The sequence below is a fragment of the Streptomyces sp. NPDC056883 genome (genome assembly GCF_042788835.1).
GTDB lineage: Bacteria > Actinomycetota > Actinomycetes > Streptomycetales > Streptomycetaceae > Streptomyces > Streptomyces stoeckheimensis.
In genome coordinates this window covers 42023-62154 of the sequence record NZ_JBHUBS010000027.1, presented here as the reverse complement: position 1 = coordinate 62154, position 20132 = coordinate 42023, and the positions used below count along the sequence as shown (strand labels likewise).

Below are 20132 nucleotides of genomic sequence, written 5' to 3'. Positions count from 1 at the left end.
GTCCTGCGTGGTCCTGCCGCCGGTCCGGCCGGCGGCCCTGCTCAGGCGCCGGAGGTCTCCATGCGGCGGCGCAGGCTCGCGGGCCGCATGTCCGTCCAGACCTCTTCGATCCGGTCGAGGCAGACCTGCCGGGCACCCTCGGTGCCCTCGGTGTGCCAGCCGGCCGGCAGCTCCCGGTCCGCGTCCCAGATCGAGTACTGCTCCTCGTCGTTCAGGACGACTCGGTAGACGCGGTTGTCGGTCTGCTCGTCAGCCATGACGGTTTCCCTTCGGTGGTCGGATTCGCCTTCAGCTTCGGACGCCCGCCTATACCGGCCCTCTACTGGACACATCCGCGTGCACGCGCCCACAACGCAGCACGCGGCCCGGTCCCGTCGGGGGAGGCGGGACCGGACCGCGTGGGTCTCGGGGTGGTACGGGTGGTACGGGTGGGGCGCCCTGGGGCCTGAAGCCGTCGGGCGCCCCCTACGGGCGTGGCCGGGCTGCTGCTACTCGCGCGAGCCGAGGAACTGGACGGTTCGCGCCCTCAGCGCCGCACCGACGGGCAGCACCGTGCCGATCACGGCGAGCAGCGTGGACACCACGGCGACGGCGAGGACGATCAGGTACGGAACGACGATCGGTGTCGTGCCGAACAGCTGGAACAGCGCTCCCCACAGGCCGGCCAGGTTGACCGCCGTGGCCGCCAGGGCCAGCACCACCCCGATGGCCGAGACCAGCAGGGACTCGGCGACGAAGAACCGGACGACCTGTTTCGGCGTGGCCCCTGCCATGCGCAGCACCGCGAGGTCGCGGCGCCGGTCGGCCGTCGCCATGAGGAGCGTGTTGAGGATCGCGATGAAGCAGAAGAGCATGATGATCGCCGCGGTGGAGCGCTGTCGCACCTCGGTGAGATGACGTGCGTACGCGCTCTCCGAGGCGACCAGCTGGTCCCTCGTCATGAAGGCCGCGCCTCCGCCGGCCACCGCCTTGCGGATCTGTGCGGTGACCGCGGCGTGATCGGCACCGGAGTCCAGCGTGATGTAGGCGCGCCGGGCCAGTCCGTCCCGGGCATAGATGGCCGAAGGGGCGAACCGCTGCGGCAGGTAGGCCACGTCCTCGCCCCGCAGCGCCTTGTAGGTCGCAGCGACCCTCAGCTCCGCCTTCTCGCCGTCGGGCATCTCCACGGCGAGCTTGGAGCCGACGTCCATGCCCCACAGATCGGCCACGGCCGTGCTGTTGTCGTCGAGATCGTCCAGGGACCCTTCGAGGACCTTCAGGTCCATCGTCTTCTTGAGCGCGGCCGGATCGACCACGAGCCCGTCGTTCTCCTCGTACCGGTCCTCGTCCTTGGTGTAGATGGTGGTGAGGATCGGCGCCGCGATGTGTACGCCCGGGATCGCCGCGACGCGCTCGATCACCTGCGGGCTGATGCCCGGCGTACCGTCGGGCGCCAGCGCGTACTGCGAACTGACCCGGTTCTGCAGGCCGTTGTCGCGCGCGGCACCGAGCGAGTCGGTGGCGGCCAGCAGCGAGAAGGAGAGCCCGACGGTGAGCAGGACGGGCGCCGCGGTGGCCGCGGTCCGCCGCCGCGCGGTCAGCGCGCTCTCCCGTACCAGCATCGCGGTGGGCCCCGAGGCGCCCCGGAAGGGCAGCATCAGCAGCTTGGTGAGCGGCCCGACGACCAGCGGTGCGAGCACCGCGGCGGCCAGGACCGGCACCATCAGGGACACGACGTAGACCGTGGGCGAGAGCACGCTCGTCGGGGACGCGACGGCGATCCACGCCGTCCATCCGACACCGCCCACCAGGGCGACGACACCGAGCAGCGCCCGGCCGGGCGTCACCCCCGTGTCGTCGACCGACGCTTCGCGCAGCGCCTCGATGGGCTGGATGCCGCCGGCCCTGCGGGCCGCGGCCGCCGCACCGCCGACCGCCACCAGGAGGCCGACGAGGAAGGCGGCGGCGAGCGGCGCCAGGATGGTCCAGTGCAGCGAGGGTTCCACCGTGAACCACTCCGGCGAGATGTCCATCGCGATGAGCATGTCGGCGAGCAGCTGCGCACCGAGCAGCCCCAGGACCGTGCCCGCCCCGGAGGCGACGATGCCGACGAGCAGCGCCTCGTTGCGGACCATCTTGCGGACCTGTTTGGGGGTGGCGCCGACCGTGCGCAGGAGCGCGACCTCCCGGCGGCGCTGGACCACGGCGAAGGCGAACGTGGAGGCCACCACGAAGATCGCGGTCGTGCCGGCCACGCTGGCCATCACCGGAACCAGCGTGATGGTGTTGTCGAGCGTTTCGCGGTCACTGGCCTCGCTGGCGTCCGCCTTGTGCCGGTCCTGGCCGGTGAGCACCGCGGCGTCGTCGCCGACGGCGGTCCGCACGGCGGCCACCGGGCCGAGAGCGACCAGGGACTCGATGCGCGGGGAGAGCCGGGCGGCCTCCGCGTCGGTGAAGAACACGGCGTCCTCCCAGCCGACCGGGGTGACCGTGCCGCTGACCGTGTACTGCGCGACGCCGGAGGCGGTCAGAACCGTCACCTCGTCGCCGGTACGGGCCCGGTCGGACGGGACCACGACCTCCTGCGCACCGGACGGCTCCTTGCCGTCCGCCAGCTTGTAGCCGCCGAACCGCGCCACCGGCCAGGGGTGGCCCACCTGGCCCTCGGGGCCGCCCTCCAGCTGGGCGTAGAAGGCGCGGTCGAGCACGGTCTCGCCGGTGGCGGCGACCTTCTCCCTCAGTTCGGGCGAGATGCCCCGGGCGGCCGCGAGCGACCGGATCCCGAGGTCGTGATGGGCCGGGTCCCAGTCCGGGTCGGACGCCTGCACCACGGCGGGTGCCCCGGAGAACCGTTCGACCGGCCGGTCGGGCAGATCGAGCATGGTCATGATGAGTACGCCCATGGCCGCGACCTGCGCGACGCCGAGCACCAGCGCCACGACGGTGCCGAGGAACGACACCCACCGCGCGCGCAGGGTCTGGAAGGCAACCCTGATCACCGCGACACCGCCAGGGCCGTCATCCGCGCGGCGACCGCCTCGGCGGTGGGCGAAAGCAGCTCGCCGACCAGGCTGCCGTCGGCGAGGAACAGCACCCTGTCCGCGTAGGCGGCCACGTTCGGGTCGTGCGTGACCATCACGATCGTCGTGGTCACGCGCTCACCGCGACCGGGAGCGGGGGCGGGAGCGGGGACGACGGCGGGAACCTGTACGGACGACCCGGCCAGCTGCCGCAAGGTGCCCAGCAGTTCGCGTCCCGTGGTGAGATCGAGTGCGCCGGTGGGTTCGTCGGCGAAGAGCACCGCCGGCCGGGCCACCAGCGCGCGGGCGATGGCGACCCGCTGCTGCTGGCCGCCGGAGAGCTGGCTCGGCCTGCTGCCCGCCTTGTTCTCCAGCCCCACCTGGGCGAGCGCCTCCCGTACGGTCCGGCGGCCGGGCTTGCGCCCGGCCAGCCGCATGGGTAACGCCACGTTCTGCTCGGCGGTCAGCGAGGGCAGCAGGTTGAAGGCCTGGAAGATGAACCCCGTGGTCTCGCGCCGGAGTTCGGTGAGCTGGGTCTCGTTCAGCCCGACGATGTCCTTGCCGTCGATGAACACCCGCCCCGATGTGGGCCTGTCGAGTCCGGCGGCACACTGCAGAAGGGTCGACTTGCCGGATCCCGACGGGCCCATGATGGCCGTGAAGCTTCCCCGGGTAAAGGACAGATCGATCTCGCGCAGCGCCGTCACCGCGCTGTCCCCGGATCCATAGGTCTTGGTCAGCGACTCGAGCCGCACTGCGTCATCCATCGATTCTCCGCAATTCCAGGTTGGTGAGGGGATCGGCCGTCGCCCTGTCCGCGAGGGCAACCGGCGCGGGCGGAGAAGGCGGTGTGCCTTCCTGCCGGTCCTCGAGCGCCGCACCCGGTCTGGTGAAGACCACGGCAGCGACCAGCGCGAGCACCACCATCACCATCGACACGACCATGAGCGCGTGCCGGGTGCCGACCGCTTCCACCAGAAACCCGGTACCGAGGGCACCGAGTGAACTCGCCCCGGAGACAAGGAGCATGACGACACTGCCCACCCGTCCCTGCATGTCGTTGGGGGTGATGCGCACCTGGTAGGACATGCCGGAGACAGTAACAGCGGCTCCTATATGAGACGTTATGAAGAAGAGAACACCAAGTGCCACGGGTTGTCTGAAAAATACCGCTGCGGGCATGACCAGCGCCCAGGCCACATGCGCCGTGATCATGATCTGGCGCATCGCCAGCCGCTGGTTCAGCCAGCCGCCGGCCAACGCTCCGAGCAGCCCACCCATACCCCCGGAGGCCATGATCAGTCCGACGGTGCCCGCGGCGCCGCCGTCCTCCCTGACCACGACGGCCACGGTGAGGACGAGCCCCTGGAAGACCAGATTGCTTCCCGCGATGATCAGCAGTGCCATGCGGAAGAAGGCCCGATCCCATACCCACCTCAGCCCGACGGCGATGTCCGCCCGCATCCTGCGGCGCTTCCTGCCGGGCCCGGGCGGCGCCTCCTCCTCGCCCCGCAGCCGCACGATGGTGATCAGGGAGAGCAGGTACAGCCCGACGCTCGACATGAACGGTATCCACGCCGACAGGCCGAACATCGCACCGCTCATCGGATGCCCGACGAAGTTGACCGCCCGCGACCGGGCCTCGTTCGTCGCCATCGCCACCCCCAGCTGGCTGGGCGGCACCACACTCCGGACCATGGCCCGCTCGGACAGCTGGTAGAAGACCGTCATGCTGCTCTGGACGAACGCCACCGTCGCGATGTGCCAGACCCAGACGGTGTCCCCGATCAGCGACACGGCCACGGTGGCGACCGCGACCATGCGCACGACGACGCACGTCATCATCACCCGCCGGCGGTTCAGCCGGTCCACCAGAACACCGGCCGGCAGCTGGACCAGCAGCGCCGGCAACAGCCCCGCGAAGCCCACGAGTCCGGCCGCGCTCGCCGACCGGGTGTCCCACAGCACGAGCAGCGTGAACGCCATGCCCGAGCAGCGCTCCGCCATGACGGCCATCGCGGAGCCGGTCCACAGCAGCCGGAAGTCGCGGTAACTGCGCAGCGTCCGCAGTGCCGGGCTGCTCGTTCGCCGCACTCTGTCTCCCCCGTCGTCGCTCATCGCCGATCGGCCCAGCACCACTCCAGGACAGCCATCGCGCTGTGCAGCTTGTGCGTCGCCTGGGTGAAGGCGATGCTCGCCGGACCGTCCAGCACCTCGGCGGTGACCTCCTGGCCGCGGTGGGCGGGAAGGTCGTGCAGGAAGACCGCGTCCGGGCTCTCCTCCCACAGCTCGCGGGTGACCTGGAACGGCGCGAAGACGTCCCGCCAGTCGGCGGTCGGCTTACTGGTTCCGGTGGTCTGCCAGCGCGTGGTGTAGACGGCGTCGAGACCCGAGGGCAGGGCAGCCATGTCGTGCTGCTCGGACACCTTCGATCCGCTGCGCCCCGCCTGTTCGGCGGCGGTGGCGAGGATCTCCGGCGCCAGCCCGTAACCGGGCGGGGTCCGCAGCTCCAACTCGGTCCCGGGGAACCGGGTCAGGGCGAGCGCCAGAGCCGCGGCGCTGTTGTTGCCCTCACCGACGTACAGCACCCGCAGTCCTTCGACGCGGCCGAAGTGGTGCTGCAGCGTCGTGAGATCGGTGAGCCCCTGGGTGGGGTGCTCCTCCGTGCTCATCGCGTTGATGACGGACATCCGCCCGCCGGCCGCCCAGGTCCGCAGCTCCTCGGTGGCGTCCGCGGTACGGGCCACCAGCAGGTCGAGCATGCCGGAGAGCACCCGGCCGGTGTCCTCGGTGGTCTCCCCGGTGTTCAGCTGCAGATCGTCGGGGCCGAAGGTCACCGTCTTCGCACCGAGCCGCAGAGCGCCGCTGGTGAACGCGGTACGGGTACGGGTGGACGTCCGCCGGAAGTAGATGCCGACGACGGCGTCCTTCAGGGACTTCGCCCGGGCCCCGGCGGCGAACTCCGCCCCCCGCTCGACCAGGTCCTGCAGATCGTCGTCGGTCAGGTCGCCGATGGAAATGAGGTGTCGCATGGCACGTCCTTCGTCTCGACGGAATCAGTGGGAGTCGCTGAGCACGGCGTCGATCTCGGCCCGGATCCGGTCCTCGATCTCGACGGCGAGCTGCGCGATCGTCGGGCTCTCGAAGGCGACGCGCATCGGGAGGTCCAGGTCGAACTCGTTCTGCAGGCGCGAGACCAGCCGGACGGCGAGGATGGAGTGTCCGCCCAGGTCGAAGAAGCTGTCCTGGGTGCTCGCCTCCTTGCCCAGCAGGTCACGCCAGATGCCGGCGATGCGTTCCTCGGTGGGGGTGCGGGGAGCGATGAACGCGTCCGCAGCCGTGGCCTCGGGGTCGGGGAGGGCACGCCGGTCGATCTTGCCGTTGGCCGTCAGCGGAAGCGCGTCGAGCCCGATGAAGACGGACGGGACCATGTACTCCGGCAGCGAAGCCGCGAGCTCCTCGGCCAGCGCGTCCGTGGGACCGACGACGTAGGCGATGATCCGCTGGTCCTCCGAGACCACCACGGTGGCATCGGTGACCTGCGGGCGGGCGATCAGCGCGGCACGGATCTCGCCGAGCTCGATGCGATACCCGCGCACCTTGACCTGGTCATCGATACGGCCGAGGAACTCGACCGCACCATCGCTGCGCCACCGGGCCAGGTCACCGCTGCGGTAGAGACGGGCGCCGGCCGGCCCGAACGGGTCGGGGATGAACCGCTCGGCCGTCGCCGCGGGACGGAACGCGTAGCCACGTGCCACACCCGTACCGCCGACGAACAGCTCACCCACCGCACCGACCGGGACGGGTTGCAGACCCGCGTCCAGGACGCGCATGATCATGTTCGGCAGGGGGCGCCCGATCGGCACCACACCCTCGAACGCCTCGACCAGGGGGAAGACGCACGTACCGACCGTGGCCTCGGTCGGACCGTACTCGTTGAGCACCCGGCCCTCACCGAGCAGCACCCGCCAGCGCTCCACCAGACCGCCGGGCAGCGCCTCCCCCGCAACCACCACACGCGAGGTCAGAGCCTGAATCTGGTCGTCCGAGAGCTGGCCGGAGATCACTTCCAGGTGTCCGGGGGTCAGCTTCATGAAGGAGAACGGACCCGCCGCCGCCAGGCTCTCACCGAGGTCGGTCAGCTCGCCGTCCCACAGCCACGCACGCTGACCCGCAGCAAGCGGCGCCCACACATTGGGAACCACCAGGTCGAACGCCACCGACGAGAACACCGGCGCACCACCCGAACCCGAAGCCACCAACTCCCGCACCGCCCAGTCCACATGGTTCACCAGACTGCGATGCGAAACCTGCACACCCTTCGGCCGCCCCGTCGAACCCGACGTGAACACCGTGTACGCCACCGAATCCAGATCCACCGCGACAGCCGGCGCAGAATTCGGGAACGACGACAGGTCTTCCTCGTCGACCCGCACCACGGTCACGTCGAAGCGGTCCGCGTACGCACCAGAGGTGACCGAGACCGTCACGCGCGCGTCGGCCACCATCCCCGCGATCCGGCCCGCCGGCAGTACCGGGTCCATCGGAACGAACCCACCACCCGCACGCCACACCGCGAGCAACGACACCACCAGATCAACGGACCGATCCAGAAGTACGGCAACAGTCGACTCCGGACCCACACCAGCCGCACGCAGACGATGCGCCAGACGATTCGCCCGCACGTCCAACTCCGCGAACGACAACGACCGCCCACCGGCCTCCACAGCCACCGCATCCGGCGACTCCACCACCCACCGCGCCACCAACTCCGGCACCGACACCTCCGGCACCACCACCGCCGAGTCGTTCCAGACCCGCAGGAGCCGGTGTTCGTGGACCGACGTGATGTCGATCGCCGACAGCGCCAGGTCCGGCGCCGCCACGACACCCTCGACGAGCCTCACGAAGTGGTCGGCCATGCGCTCCACGGTCGACCGGTCGAACAGCGAGGTCGCGTACTCGAGGGCGCCGTTCAGTGAGCCGTCGGCCTGGCGCCACACGAACATCGTGAGGTCGGTCTTGGCCACCCGCCAGGCGCCCTGGAAGGCATCCATCAGCACCCCGTCGGCGGCCACCGAAGTGGTGCCCTCGTCCTGCAGGTCGAAGGCCACCTGGTACAGCGGGGTACGGGACAGGTCGCGGACCGGCTGCAGCTCGTCCACGAGCCGCTCGAACGGCAGCTCCTGGTGGGCGAAGCCGGCCATGGCCGTGTTCTTCGTACGCCCCAGCAGCTCACCGAAGGTGGGATCGCCGGTCAGGTCGCAGCGCATGACGAGCGAGTTGAGGAAGAAGCCGACGGTGCCCTGTGTCTCCGGGCGGAGCCGCCCGGAGACCGGGCTCCCGATGCCGAAGTCGTCCTGGCCGCTGTGCCGCGAGAGCAACGCCGCGAAGACGGCCAGCAGGGTCGCGTACTGGGTCGCGCCGTGCTTCCGTCCGATGCCGCTGAGGGCGTCGGCGAGACCGGCCGGCACCGAGAAGCGGACGCCCTGGCCCTGCCCGTCGCGCCGGGCCGGGCGACGCCGGTCCGTGTGCAACTGCAGCTCGGGCATGCCGCGCAGCGCGTTCTTCCAATAGTCGAGTTCGCGGTCGAGGACCGCGCCGTCGGACCGGGCGGCCTGCCAGGCCGCGTAGTCCGCGTACTGCACCGGGAGGTCGGGGAGTTCCGGTGTGCGGCCCTCGGCGGAGGCGGCGCACAGTTCGCGGAGCTCCCGGTCCATGAGCACCGTCGACCAGCCGTCACTGGCGATGTGGTGGGTCGTGACCAGCAGGACGGGGCCGCCTACGGGGACCCGTACGAGCAGGGCCCGCCACAGCGGACCGTCGCTCAGGTCGAAGCCCCGGGCGAACTGCTCGCGGAACAGGCCCTCGATCTCCGCCTCGCTCGCGTCCACCACGCGCAGCTCCACCGGCTGCGCCGCGGCCACCACCTGCCGGGGCTCCTCGCCCTCGAGGACGTACCGGGTGCGCAGGGACTCGTGGCGGACCTCCAGCGCGTCCAGTGCGGACTGCACGGCATCGGCGGCCGTGCCCCCGGGCAGCCGCAGGAACAGCGGCGCCACCCATTCCGCGCTGCCCGGGTGCATGCGGTCCAGGAACCACAGCCGGTGCTGCCCGGAGGAGAGCGGCAGCGGGACGTCGCGACCCACCGGCACCACCTCGGGCACGGCGGGACGCGCCTCCTGCAGGAGCTTGGCCTGGGCTTCGACCGTGGAGGCCGCGAAGAGGCCGCGCAGCTGGATGCTGTCGCCGGAGGCCCTGCCCAGGGCGTCCGCCAGCCGGGTCAGGACGAGGGAGGAGCCGCCGAGGGCGAAGAAGTCGTCGTGCACGCCGACCCTCTCCACCTGGAGCAGCTGCTCCCACACCTCGGCCACGAGGCGTTCCTCGACGGTGCGCGGTGCGGTGTACTGCGGGCCCTCCCACGGGGTCCGCGTGCCCGGCTGTTCGGGGTCGGGCAGGGCCTTGCGGTCGATCTTGCCGTTGCTTGTCAGCGGGAAGGCGTCCATCGGCACGAACAGGGCGGGGACCATCGGCTCGGGGAGCCGCTTGCGCAGGAAGCTGCGCAGCTCGTCCCGGGGTATGCGGCGGGCGGTCACCAGATGGGCGACCAGCCGCTTCCCGGCGCCGACGGCGTACGCGCCGACCACGGCGCCCCGGATGTCGGGGTGCGCGTTGAGCGCGGCCTCCACCTCGGCGGGCTCGATCCGGACGCCGTTCACCTTGACCTGGTGGTCCACGCGGCCGAGGTAGGCGAGCGCCCCGTCGGAGCGCCAGCGCGCGAGGTCGCCGGTGCGGTACATGCGGCTGCCCGCCGGGCCGTGCGGATCCGGTACGAAGCTCTGTGCGGTCTGCGCCGCGTTGCCGACGTAGCCGCGTGCCACGCCGATGCCTCCGGCGTACAGCTCGCCGACGACACCGATCGGGACCGGGTCGAGGTCCTCGTCGAGCACGTACACCCGCATGTGGTCGATCGGCCGGCCGATCGGCACCGCCTCGGTGTGCAGCTCCGGGTCGAACTCCTGGCCCGTGACGTCGATGGAGCATTCCGTGGGGCCGTAGGTGTTCCACACCTTGGCACCGGTGGGTTCACCGAGCCTGCGGCACAGCTCGGCGTCGAGCGCCTCACCCGCGGACAGGACGAGCCGCAGCCCGGTGCACTCGGACCAGGCGGGCTCCTCGGCGAGCAGCCGCAGCACGGAGGGCACGCCCTGCAGGACGGTGATGTGCCGGTCGGCCACCGTCCGTACGAGGAGCGCGGGGTCCGATTCGGCGCCCTCGGGGGCCATCACCACGGTGCCGCCCGCCACGAGCGGCGCGAAGAGCTCCAGGGCCGCGGCGTCGAAGGTGAGGACGGTCTTCTGCAGCACCCTGTCGTCCGGGGTGAGGCCCTGTCGGGCGACCGACCAGTTCACCCGGTTGGCGATCCCGCCGTGCTCGACGAGCACGCCCTTGGGGCGGCCCGTCGAGCCCGAGGTGTACGTGATGTACGCGGCGTGCTGCGGGCCCGTCGCGACGGGTTCGGCGTCGGCCTCGCCTCCGGCCGCGTCGAGCAGGACGACGCCGTCGGGTACGACACCGTCCAGGGCCGCGGCCGACGCGCCGACGGTCAGCACCGTCCGCACCCCGCTGTCCGAGACCATCCAGGCGATGCGTTCGGCCGGGTGGCCCGCGTCCAGGGGGACGTAGGCCGCGCCGGCCTTCCAGACGCCCAGGAGCGCCGCGAGGAGCTCCCGACCGCGCGGCAGGCAGACGGCCACCCTCGACTCGGGGAGGACGCCGCGCCCGCGCAGGAGTCGGGCGATGCCGTTCGCGCGGCGGTCCAACTGCGCGTACGTCATCGACCCTTGGGCGTCGTCGACCGCGATGGCGTGAGGGGTACGGACGGTCTGCTGGGCGATCAGTTCGTGCAGCGGGACAGACATCTCTTCTCCAGAGGTGTTGATCAGTTGCAGCGTTCAGTGGGGGTGCCCCGGGCGCGCGACGGCCTAGAGCGTCGGCGCCGGCAGGAATCCGTCGATACGGGTTCCGGTACCGCAGCGTCGTGCCTCGTCGCGGACGAACCGGGCCAGCGCCAGGTCCAGGACGCCCAGCCCGAACGGGGAGTACACGAGCGGCCGTCCGGCTTCCGGTGCCGGCCGGGCGGTGCCGCGCAGCAGCGCGCCGATGGAGGCGTCGACGAACTCGCGCCCGCCGGTCTGCTGCTCCGCCAGGTGCAGCGAGGTCTGCTCACGGCATACGTGGTCGGGGTCGTCGACGATGTTGTGCGCCCCGAGCACGGCGGGCACTGTGAGGTCGCGCAGCGAGAGGTGGAGCACCACGGTGCCGGGCGGGCAGGCGTCCAGGCCGGTGTACGGCGTGGGTGCCGTCGTCGCGAAGGACACCAGGTCGTGGGCGGCCAGTGCCTCGTCGAGGGTGGTGCAGTGGCGGATCTTCGCGCCGGGCAGCAGCCTGGCGTGGTCGGCGGTGAAGCGTTTGGCCCGCTCCATGTCCGTGTCGTAGACGGCGAGGGAATCGAGCTCGGGCCGCTCGGCGGCCAGGAAGCGCAGCACCTCGCGGTTGATGACTCCGGTGCCGATGAGCGTGACCCCGGAGGGCCTGCGGTCGCCGAGGAGCATCCGCGCGCCGAGCGCGGCCGAGGCCGCGGTGCGCCGGGCGGAGATCAGTGAGCCCTCGATGAGCGCCTCGGGGTGTCCGGTCTCCAGCGAGTTCAGCAGGACGGCGGCGCTGGCCCGCTGGAGCCCGGCGGCGACGTTGCCGGGGAAGGAGGAGATCCACTTCATTCCGGCGACTTCGGCGTCGCCCCCGAGATAGCCGGGGAGGCCGATGATCCGGTCCCTCGGGCGGTCGGGGAAGCGCAGGAACACGGAGTGCGGCAGGACCGTGCGACCCTCGTCGTGACGCCGGTAGGCCTCGGCGACGAGATCGATGATCTCCTTCTCGCGTCCGGCCAGCATCCCGGCCACTTCACCGTGCTTGATGATCAGCATGCGCCCACCGCCAATGTGTGTTCGGGTTCGTTCCACAGGTGCGAGACCTCTCCGAAGTGGGCGCGTACCCAGTCGTCGGAGTAGATGGTGTCGAGATAGCGGTCGCCGCGATCGGGGAAGATCATCACGCAGTTGCTGCCGGCCGGGATGCGGTCGGCCATCTTCCCCAGCGCGGCGGTCACGGCACCCGACGAGCCGCCCGCGAGGATCGCCTCGCGGTGCGTCAGGGTCCGGCAGGCGACGACGCAGTCGAGGTCGGAGACGAGCACGACCTCGTCGGCCAGTGCCGGATCGAACAGCGGGGGCTTGATCGCCGCCCCGTGTCCGGGAAGCAGCCGTGGGCCCGAGGGGCCGCCGAACAGCACGCTTCCCATGGCGTCGACCCCCACCAGCGTGGTGCTGAGCCCGCGCTCCCGGATGTACTGGGCGCAGCCGGTCATGGTGCCGCCGGTACCGGTCGAGCAGAACAGGTAGTCCACCCGGTCGTCCAGGGCCTCGGCGATCTCCCGCATGGTCTGGACGTGGGCCCGCGGGTTGAGCGGGTTGGCGTACTGGTTGGGCCAGTACGCGCCGGGGATCGCGGCCAGCAGTTCGCGTACCCGCGCCAGACGGGCCGGCAGGAAGGCGCGGGTGTCCGGGTCGGCCTCGGTCACCATCTCGACCGTGACCCGGTAGGCGCGCAGGATGGCGAGGTTCTGCTGGGTGGTCTTGGGGTCCACCACGCAGATGAAGTCGATCCCGAAGTACCGGCAGATCTGTGCGATGCCGATCCCCAGGTTCCCGGAGCTGGATTCCACGACCGTCGACCGGCCCGGTACCAGTTCCCCACTGCGGATCCTGCCGAGCAGCATCGACAGCGCCGACCTGTCCTTGACGCTGCCGCCGGGGTTGAACGCCTCGAGCTTCGCGAAGACGCGGGACCCGAAGCGGGGCAGCAGCCCGCCGAGTTCGACGAGGTGGGTGTTGCCCACGCCGTCGAGGATGCCGCGGAGAACGGGCTGCTTCATGATCTGTCGCCGGCGTTGCTGCCCAGGGCCAGCAGCGAACGCTTCTCGGCGGCGTCCGTCAGCGGGATCCGGGAGACCGGGCGCTCGGGTGTGTCCGCGGCAGCGGCCATGAAGCGGATGAGCTGGTCGAGCAGCCGGTCCATGGTGTCCCGCTCGAAGAGTGCGGTGTCGTAGCGCAGGGCCAGGGTGAGCCCCTGCACGTCGCGGGTGACTTCGAAGGTGATGTCGCACTGGCCCTCGAGGTGCGGGATCTCCAGGTACGTGGTGGTCAGACCGGCCACGTCCAGGGGTACGCCGGCGGCCGCACCGGCCATCTCGGAACCGAAGCGGTCCGTGGTGACCATGGTCATGGAGATCCGGAACAGCGGCCCGGCCGCCGCCGCGGCCTGCGCGACCAGCGGGAACGGGTACGTGGCCCGTGCGGTCGCCTGCCTGAGGCGATCGTTGGCCGCGGCCGTCACCTCGCCCAGCGGGGTGTTCCTGTCGAACACGGCCCTGACCAGGACCGGGTTGACGTAGTAGCCGACGACGTCCTTGGCCGCCGAGCGGCGCACCGATGCCGGGCAGGCGATGAGGAAGTCGGTCTGGCCGGTCCAGCGGTTCAGCAGGGCCTGGAGGGAACCGAGCGCCAGGGCGAACTGGGAGATCTCCTGTTCGGCGGCGGCGCGCTTGAGCCGCTCCGAGAGCTCGTCGGGCAGCCGGCGTAAGAGGCTGGCCCCGGTGAACGAGGCGACGGGCGGGCGGGGCTTGTCGGTCAGGACCTCGGCGGGTGCGGAACCTGCGCACTGCTCCTGCCAGAACTCCGCCTGGCGCCGGCCGCGCGAGGAGTCGATGAGGGCCCGCTCGCTCTCGACGAAATGGTCGTACTCGACGACGAGGGGAGCCCAGTCGGGCTCCTTGCCCTCGGCGAACGCCTCGTAGGCGCCCAGGAGATCGCGCCACAGCAGCCACTGGGAGATGGCGTCGGTCGCGATGTGATGGGTGAGTGCCAGCAGCACGGCGTCGTCACGGCGGCGCCACAGCACCACCCGGAACGGTCCCTCCTCCGACAGCCGGAACGGGGTGGCCGCCTCGGCCGTGACGAGCCGCCGCAGCTCGGCGTCGTCCGCGTCCGGTACGTCGCGCACGACGAGTTCGCCGATCTCGCCCGGGTTCTTCACCAGCCGACGGGGATTCCCGTCAGCCTCGACGTACACCGAACGCAGCATCGGGTGTCGCCCGGTGAGCGCCCGGGCCGCCCGGGCCAGGACCTCGGGGTCCGGCCCGGGCTCCATCCGGACACCACCCGCGAGGTTGTAGGTCGCGCTGTCGGGAGCCAGCTTGTGGAGCAGCCATAGCCCCTCCTGGCCCACCGACAGGGGCATCGCCCCGCCTATGGGGTCCGTGTGGCCCATGGGTCAGACTCCTGCCTTGTTTGCCGTCAGGAAGTCCGCGACGTCGGAAATGCGCAGCAGGTCACCGACCCGCTCGTCGGGAACCGTTTGGTTGAAGGCCTTCTCCACGGCGGCCAGCAGGTCGATGCGGGTGAGGGAGTCCATGCCGAGCTCGTCGAAGCTGGACTCGGCGGTGACCTCGCCCTCCAGGTCCGGCGCCGTGCGCAGCGTGAGGTTGATGATCTCGACAATCAGTTCGTCTCTGGTCATGGTCTTCGTCTCTCCATGGGTGTGTGCGGGATGTGCGTACAGAGGGGCAGTGGGGGGGTGCAGTGGGGGTGCAGTGGGGGGAAGTGGGGGGTGGAAGCGGGGGGTCGTGTGCGCCGGAGCCGGTTACGGCATCCGGATGACCTGGCCGGCGTACGTCAGGCCGGCGCCGAAGCCGAGCAGGAGGACGTTCTCGCCGGGGGTGCTGCGGCCGCTCTCCTTGAGCCTGCTCAAGGCCAGCGGCACCGAGGCCGCCGAGGTGTTTCCGGTGTCGACGACGTCGTTGACGACGCGGTCCGGCGGGAGGTCCAGATTGGCGGCGAGCGTCTTGATGATCCGGTTGTTGGCCTGATGCGGCACGAACCAGTCGATGTCCTGCATCGTGATCCCGGCGGCGGCGCACGCCCGGTGGGCGACGTCCGGCATGGTGGCCGTGGACCACTTGTAGACGAGCGGGCCGTTCATGGTGACGTACTCCCGGCCGTCCGCCTTCTCGGTGATGCCGAGCACGTCGTGCCGTGCGCCGTCGCTGCCCCAGACCGCCGGGCCGATGCCGGGCTGGTCCGAGCGCGACACCACCGCGGCTCCGGCGCCGTCACCGAAGATGACGAACGTGTCGGGGTCGGTGGGGTCGATCCAGTCGCTGGTCCGCTCGACGCCGACGACCAGGACGTTGCGCGCCTCGCCGAGACGCACGGCGTTGGACGCCATGGCCAGCGAGTAGGTGAAACCTGCACAGACGGCATTGAGGTCGTACGCACCGGAGTTGGGCAGTCCGATGCGGGAGGCCACCTCCGGGGCGATGCCGGGCATACGGACGCGGCGGGTGGCGCTGGCGACGATCGTCAGGTCCACCTCCCCCGGGTCGATGTCGGCCGAGACGACGGCCTTCTCGCCCGCGGCCGCCGACATCGTGACCAGGTCCTCCTCCTCGGAGGCGTGGTGGCGGGTCTTGATGCCGGTCCGGCTCTCGATCCACTGCGGCGAGACCGTCGTCAGTGGTGCCAGTTCCTCGTTGGACACCAGCCGGGCCGGCCGGTACACGGCCAGTCCGGAGATGCGTGATCCATACGTCTCGAACATGTCTGCCTCAACTCCCCATAGATCCGGCAGCCGTCGGCCGTCAGGCGTCGGACGGCTCTGCCATGGCCACGGCGATCCGCCGCGGTCCGGTGAACGGCTCGCGCGCGTGCGCGGCCAGCATGTTGTCGACGACCAGGACGTCGTCGCGCTGCCAGTCCCAGCGGACCGCAGCCGACCGGTAGGCGGCGCGCAGGTGATCCGTCACCTCGTCGGGGATGACCCCGCCGTCCCCGTAGAAGGTGTTCGTGGGCAGGTCCTCGTCGGCGAAGATCGCGCGCAGACCGGAGCCGACCTCCGGAGCCAGGGTGCTGACGTGGAAGAACGTCGCGTGGTTGAACCACACTTCCTCGCCGGTGACCGGATGACGGTGCACCGCCTGCCGCACCGCGGTGGTGCGCAGACCGCCGTCGGGCCGCCACTCCGCCTCGATCCTGCGTTCCTTGCAGTACGCCACGACGGCGTCCTTGTCCGAGGTGTTGAAGGCCTCCTGCCAGGGCACTCCGAACCCGGCGTGGAAGTTGCGCATGACCTGCCAGCCGCGCGCCTCGAACTCCGCGCGCACCTGCGGGTCGATGGACCTGAGCACCTGGCGGATGTCGGCGAGCGGGGTGGCCCCCTGCGTGACGGCCGGCTCGACGCAGTAGAAGTACAGCGTCCGCGGCCAGACCGCCTGGTAGGAGTTCTCGTTGTGGAGGAAGATCTCCTCGTTCTGCGGATAGTCGGTCGAGGTGTAGACCTGCCCCTTGATGGTGCTGCGGGGCGAGGAGCGCTCGGCGTACGCCAGCGGCGGCGCGGCGGAGAACGCCCGGACGGTGCCGTCGAAGCCGTCGACACCGCCGACCTCGAATCCGCGCAGCAGCAGGGCGCCGCGCTCGGTGAGCAGCTCGCGCAGCTCCGCCCGGTTCTCGGTGATGTAGCCGTGGATGCCGGTGCCGGGGGCCACGGGACGTCGCATCCCGGGCACGGTTCCGCTCCCCACCCAGCCGGCGGGTGTCTCTTCCGAGGTGATGGTCATGGTCAGCTTGCTCCGTGGTCGAAGAAGTCGGGGCGCGGGGCGGGGTACGGCCGGCCCGCCGGGGACGGCGTCAGTCGGACATCGCCACGAGGACGCGCCGGTCCCCGGTGAACGGCCGCCGGCCGTGGGCCAGCAGGACGTTGTCGATGAGCAGCAGATCGCCCGTGCGCCAGTCGACGTCCACGGCGGCCTCCAGCCCGCGGTCGCGGACCTGGGCGACGTACTCGGCGGGGATCGGGCTGCCGTCGGCGAACCGCACCGACTGCGGCATCTCGTCCTCGGACAGGATCTGGGCGAGCTCGGCCGCGGTCTCGTCGCCGAGGCCGGCCGGGTGCCACTGGTCGGCCTGGTTGAACCACACCTCGACGCCGGTGACGGGGTGCCTGGTGGTGGACGGCCGGAGGGACTCCACGCGCAGGCTCCCGTCGCGCCGCCATTCCCACTCGGCTCCGGCGTTCTTCAAGAACGCCTCCACGTCCGCGCGTTCGCCGGTCTCGAAGGTGTCCTGCCAGCTCTTGCCGAGGCCGTAGCCGTCGTGCAGGTTCTGCACGTAGCGCACGCCGCCGGCGAACGCCTCGCGCACCTCCGGGTCCAGGACGGCGAGCCAGCGCTCGGCGTCCAGCACCGGGGTGGCCCCGCCGGTGCCCGGCTGCACCTGGCAGAAGAAGGCCAGGCGGGACGGCCACGCGTGGGCGTAGCTCATCTCGTTGTGCATGGAGATGGTGAATTCCTGCGGGTACTCGGTCGAGGTGTAGACGTTGCCGCCGACCTTGGTGCGCGGCGAGTTGCCGTGCACGTACGCCAGCCGGTTCGGCAGCAGCCGGTCCAGCGCCGCGTCCAGCGTCTGCGGGGTGATCCCGAAGCCGCGGAAGACCAGCGCCTTCTCCTGGACCAGGGTCGCGGCCAGGCCGAGCTCCAGTTCCGACAGGCGGCTCAGCAGTTCGCCGGTCCCGCCCTCGCCCTTCGCTTCGATCTCCAGTGGTGCCCAGGACGTCGGACTCGTCACGGCGTCGCTCCTCTCGCTGTGGTGGTGAAGCCTTCGGCTATCCGGCCTGCAGGCCGGACGGGATACGAGCCAGCCGCCCCGCGATGTCCGCGGTCAGCTCCGCCTCCCGGGGGGCGAGGTAGAAGTGGTCCCCGGGGAACGACCGCACCTCGAAGGTCCCGGTCGTCAGCTCCCCCCAGGCCAGCAACTGTTCGTAGGAGGTGCCCGGGTCCCTGTCGCCCTGGTAGGCGACGATCGGAGCGCGCAGCGCCACCGGGCGGTGCGGGTGGTAGGTCTCGATGAGCTTGTAGTCGGAGCGCAGCACGGGCAGCAGCAGCTCCCGCAGTTCCGGGACCGCGTACGGGTCTCCGCCCAGGGTGCCCAGGCGTGACACCCCGGCGACCAGTACGTCGTCGGCGGCCTTGTGGAGGGTCGTGGGAGACGTGCGGTGCGGGGCGTTGCGCCCCGAGAGCAGGACCCGGACCGGGCCCTCGCCCGCACCGGCCTCCTGCCGCACCGCCACCTCGTAGGCCACCGCGGCGCCCATGCTGTGGCCGAAGAGGGCCATCGGCAGGTCGCCGTACGCGGCGAGCGCCTCGGTGATCCGGTCGGCGAGCTCGTCCATCGACTCGATGCACGGCTCGGCCATCCGCTCCTGCCTGCCCGGGTACCGGACGGCGAGCACCTCGACATCGGCGGGGAGCCGCGAGGACCAGCCGTGGAACAGCTGGGCGTTGCCGCCGGCATGGGGGAAGCAGACCAGCCGCAGCCGCGGCACGCCCGTCCGCGCATACCTGCGGAACCAGATCTCCGAGGCGGCACTCACAGCGCCATGCCCCCGTCGATCCGGACCACCTGGCCGGTGATGTACTCGGCCTGCGGGGAGGCCAGGAAGGAGACCAGTGCGGCCACTTGCTCGGGAGTCCCGAAGCATCCCATCGGGATGCGGGTCAGGGCGTCCTTCGCGACGGCCTCCGGCACACCGGCGACCATCTCCGTGTCGATGAAGCCCGGTGCGACCGCGTTGGCCCGCACTCCGTAGCGGCCGAACTCCTTGGCCAGCGCCTGCGTCAGTCCGATGATCCCGGCCTTCGAGGCCGAGTAGTTCGTCTGTCCCGCGTTGCCGACGACTCCGGCCACCGACGAGAGGGTGACGACCGTGCCCGCACGGCGCCGGATCATCGAGCGGACCACCGAGCGCAGCAGGTTGTACGTGCCGTCGAGGTTGGTGCGCAGCACCGAGTCCCACTCGTCGTCCGACATCAGCGCCAGCGGCCGGTCGCGGGTGATCCCCGCGGAGGTGACCACCGCCGACACCGGTCCCAGCCCCGCCTCGACGTCCGCGACGAACGACCGGACACCGACCCGGTCGGCGACGTCGACCCGGCGGATCAGCGCCCGCCGGCCCGCCGCCAGGATCTCCTTCTCGACCTGCTCCGCCGCCGCGTCGTCGGAGCGGTAGCAGATGGCGACGTCGAAGCCATCGCGTGCGAGCCGGGTGGCCACCGCCCTCCCGATCCCACGCGACCCTCCGGTCACCAGTGCCACCTGTGCCTCTTGGTCCGGCATGCTGCCCCCATCCGTTCGAATGAGTCGAGCGTGCGTTCACCGGCTATATCCGGCCTATACGGCATCCAGCGCCGCTCCGGGCCGTGCGCCGGGCCCCGGTACCGTGACCGTTCATGACGTTGCTTCCGGACGGCGGCCCGGCTCCCGCGGGATTACTGGCCCCGCTGCTCCCCCCGCAGGTGACCGCCGTCGACACCTTCCACGACAGCGCCGAACCCTTCCTGTTCCCCGAGGAGGAGGCACTGGTCGCCAAGGCCGTGGCCAAGCGGCGGCACGAATTCACCACGGTCCGCCAGTGCGCACGCGCGGCTCTGGCCGGATTCGGCTTGCCGCCCGCACCGATCCTCCCCGGCGCCGGTGGCGCGCCCCGCTGGCCCGACGGCATGGTCGGCAGCCTCACGCACTGCGACGGATACCGGGCGGCGGCCGTCGCCCGCAACACGACGGTGGCCTCCCTCGGCATCGACGCCGAACCGGCCGAACCGCTGCGGGGCGAGGGCACGCTGAACCTGATCTCCCTCCCCGCCGAACGCACCGCGCTGCGCGAACTCGCCGCCCACGGCCCCGGAGTCCCCTGGGACAGGCTGCTGTTCAGCGCGAAGGAGTCCGTCTACAAGGCCTGGTCCCCGCTCACCGGCCGCCCGCTCGGCTTCCAGGACGCCCACATCACCCTGCGCCCGGACGGCACCTTCGCCGCCGCCCTGCTGGTCCCGGGCACCACGACGGCCGGCCCCCCGCTGACCGGCTTCGACGGCCGCTGGCAGGTGCGCGGCGGCCTGGCCCTCACCGTCGTCGCCGTGCCCCCGCACGGGCGCACCGGCCCGGCGCGCTGACCGGGGACCGG

16 protein-coding genes are annotated in these 20132 nt (G+C 71.2%); 1 reads left to right on the top strand and 15 read right to left on the bottom strand.

Features of this window, described 5'->3' with window-relative positions; genetic code table 11:
* Window positions 1-41: 41 nt before the first annotated feature.
* From ACFRU2_RS38645 to fabG, 15 genes are all read right to left on the bottom strand, one after another.
* Window positions 42-257: an MbtH family NRPS accessory protein gene (locus ACFRU2_RS38645; protein ID WP_274553081.1), complete on the bottom strand. Its 216-nt coding sequence runs from the start codon at window positions 255-257 to the stop codon at window positions 42-44.
* A 231-nt stretch (window positions 258-488) separates the two neighbouring features.
* Window positions 489-2978, bottom strand: coding sequence for an ABC transporter permease (locus ACFRU2_RS38640; protein ID WP_382980996.1), 2490 nt, complete (start codon window positions 2976-2978; stop codon window positions 489-491).
* Complete coding sequence (locus ACFRU2_RS38635; protein WP_382980995.1) at window positions 2975-3766, bottom strand: ABC transporter ATP-binding protein; 792 nt, start codon at window positions 3764-3766, stop codon at window positions 2975-2977. The genes ACFRU2_RS38640 and ACFRU2_RS38635 overlap by 4 nt, the downstream gene beginning before the upstream one ends.
* Window positions 3759-5093 (bottom strand): MFS transporter, encoded by a 1335-nt coding sequence (locus tag ACFRU2_RS38630; protein ID WP_382980994.1) that lies wholly within the window; start codon window positions 5091-5093, stop codon window positions 3759-3761. Before ACFRU2_RS38630 ends, ACFRU2_RS38635 begins: the two co-directional genes overlap by 8 nt.
* Window positions 5094-5113: 20 nt before the next feature.
* On the bottom strand, window positions 5114-6031 hold the full coding sequence (locus tag ACFRU2_RS38625) for an ornithine carbamoyltransferase (RefSeq protein ID WP_382980993.1): 918 nt from the start codon (window positions 6029-6031) through the stop codon (window positions 5114-5116).
* 24 nt (window positions 6032-6055) lie between these two features.
* Window positions 6056-10924: an amino acid adenylation domain-containing protein gene (locus ACFRU2_RS38620; protein ID WP_382980992.1), complete on the bottom strand. Its 4869-nt coding sequence runs from the start codon at window positions 10922-10924 to the stop codon at window positions 6056-6058.
* 63 nt (window positions 10925-10987) lie between these two features.
* Window positions 10988-11989: a 2,3-diaminopropionate biosynthesis protein SbnB gene (gene sbnB / locus ACFRU2_RS38615; protein ID WP_382980991.1), complete on the bottom strand. Its 1002-nt coding sequence runs from the start codon at window positions 11987-11989 to the stop codon at window positions 10988-10990.
* Window positions 11983-12996, bottom strand: a complete 1014-nt coding sequence (sbnA, locus tag ACFRU2_RS38610) for a 2,3-diaminopropionate biosynthesis protein SbnA (protein ID WP_382980990.1) — start codon at window positions 12994-12996, stop codon at window positions 11983-11985. Before sbnA ends, sbnB begins: the two co-directional genes overlap by 7 nt.
* Complete coding sequence (locus ACFRU2_RS38605) at window positions 12993-14390, bottom strand: condensation domain-containing protein (protein ID WP_382980989.1); 1398 nt, start codon at window positions 14388-14390, stop codon at window positions 12993-12995. Before ACFRU2_RS38605 ends, sbnA begins: the two co-directional genes overlap by 4 nt.
* 3 nt (window positions 14391-14393) lie before the next feature.
* Window positions 14394-14639, bottom strand: coding sequence for an acyl carrier protein (locus tag ACFRU2_RS38600; RefSeq protein ID WP_274553090.1), 246 nt, complete (start codon window positions 14637-14639; stop codon window positions 14394-14396).
* A 123-nt stretch (window positions 14640-14762) separates the two neighbouring features.
* Window positions 14763-15719 (bottom strand): beta-ketoacyl-ACP synthase III, encoded by a 957-nt coding sequence (locus tag ACFRU2_RS38595; RefSeq protein WP_274553091.1) that lies wholly within the window; start codon window positions 15717-15719, stop codon window positions 14763-14765.
* Between the two features lie 40 nt (window positions 15720-15759).
* Window positions 15760-16674, bottom strand: a complete 915-nt coding sequence (locus tag ACFRU2_RS38590) for a TauD/TfdA family dioxygenase (RefSeq protein WP_382980988.1) — start codon at window positions 16672-16674, stop codon at window positions 15760-15762.
* 130 nt (window positions 16675-16804) lie between these two features.
* The gene (locus ACFRU2_RS38585; RefSeq protein ID WP_382980987.1) at window positions 16805-17740 is read right to left on the bottom strand and encodes a TauD/TfdA family dioxygenase; all 936 of its coding nucleotides are present in this window, start codon (window positions 17738-17740) and stop codon (window positions 16805-16807) included.
* A 37-nt stretch (window positions 17741-17777) separates the two neighbouring features.
* A complete protein-coding gene (locus ACFRU2_RS38580) occupies window positions 17778-18545 on the bottom strand; it encodes a thioesterase II family protein (RefSeq protein ID WP_382980986.1) in 768 nt (255 codons plus the stop codon).
* Window positions 18542-19288: a 3-oxoacyl-[acyl-carrier-protein] reductase gene (gene fabG, locus ACFRU2_RS38575; protein WP_382980985.1), complete on the bottom strand. Its 747-nt coding sequence runs from the start codon at window positions 19286-19288 to the stop codon at window positions 18542-18544. The genes ACFRU2_RS38580 and fabG overlap by 4 nt, the downstream gene beginning before the upstream one ends.
* Window positions 19289-19401: 113 nt before the next feature.
* Here fabG and ACFRU2_RS38570 point away from each other — a divergent pair, with 113 nt between their 5' ends.
* On the top strand, window positions 19402-20121 hold the full coding sequence (locus ACFRU2_RS38570) for a 4'-phosphopantetheinyl transferase (RefSeq protein ID WP_382980984.1): 720 nt from the start codon (window positions 19402-19404) through the stop codon (window positions 20119-20121).
* The last annotated feature ends 11 nt before the right edge of the window (window positions 20122-20132 follow it).

Coding starts and splice junctions, on each gene's coding strand:
- sbnA (WP_382980990.1), bottom strand. CDS start 12,996: ATGAAGCAGCCCGTTCTCCGCGGCATCCTCGACGGCGTGGGCAACACC.
- ACFRU2_RS38625 (WP_382980993.1), bottom strand. CDS start 6,031: ATGCGACACCTCATTTCCATCGGCGACCTGACCGACGACGATCTGCAG.
- ACFRU2_RS38595 (WP_274553091.1), bottom strand. CDS start 15,719: ATGTTCGAGACGTATGGATCACGCATCTCCGGACTGGCCGTGTACCGG.
- ACFRU2_RS38620 (WP_382980992.1), bottom strand. CDS start 10,924: ATGTCTGTCCCGCTGCACGAACTGATCGCCCAGCAGACCGTCCGTACC.
- fabG (WP_382980985.1), bottom strand. CDS start 19,288: ATGCCGGACCAAGAGGCACAGGTGGCACTGGTGACCGGAGGGTCGCGT.
- ACFRU2_RS38635 (WP_382980995.1), bottom strand. CDS start 3,766: ATGGATGACGCAGTGCGGCTCGAGTCGCTGACCAAGACCTATGGATCC.
- ACFRU2_RS38570 (WP_382980984.1), top strand. CDS start 19,402: ATGACGTTGCTTCCGGACGGCGGCCCGGCTCCCGCGGGATTACTGGCC.
- ACFRU2_RS38605 (WP_382980989.1), bottom strand. CDS start 14,390: ATGGGCCACACGGACCCCATAGGCGGGGCGATGCCCCTGTCGGTGGGC.
- ACFRU2_RS38600 (WP_274553090.1), bottom strand. CDS start 14,639: ATGACCAGAGACGAACTGATTGTCGAGATCATCAACCTCACGCTGCGC.
- ACFRU2_RS38590 (WP_382980988.1), bottom strand. CDS start 16,674: ATGCGACGTCCCGTGGCCCCCGGCACCGGCATCCACGGCTACATCACC.
- sbnB (WP_382980991.1), bottom strand. CDS start 11,989: ATGCTGATCATCAAGCACGGTGAAGTGGCCGGGATGCTGGCCGGACGC.
- ACFRU2_RS38645 (WP_274553081.1), bottom strand. CDS start 257: ATGGCTGACGAGCAGACCGACAACCGCGTCTACCGAGTCGTCCTGAAC.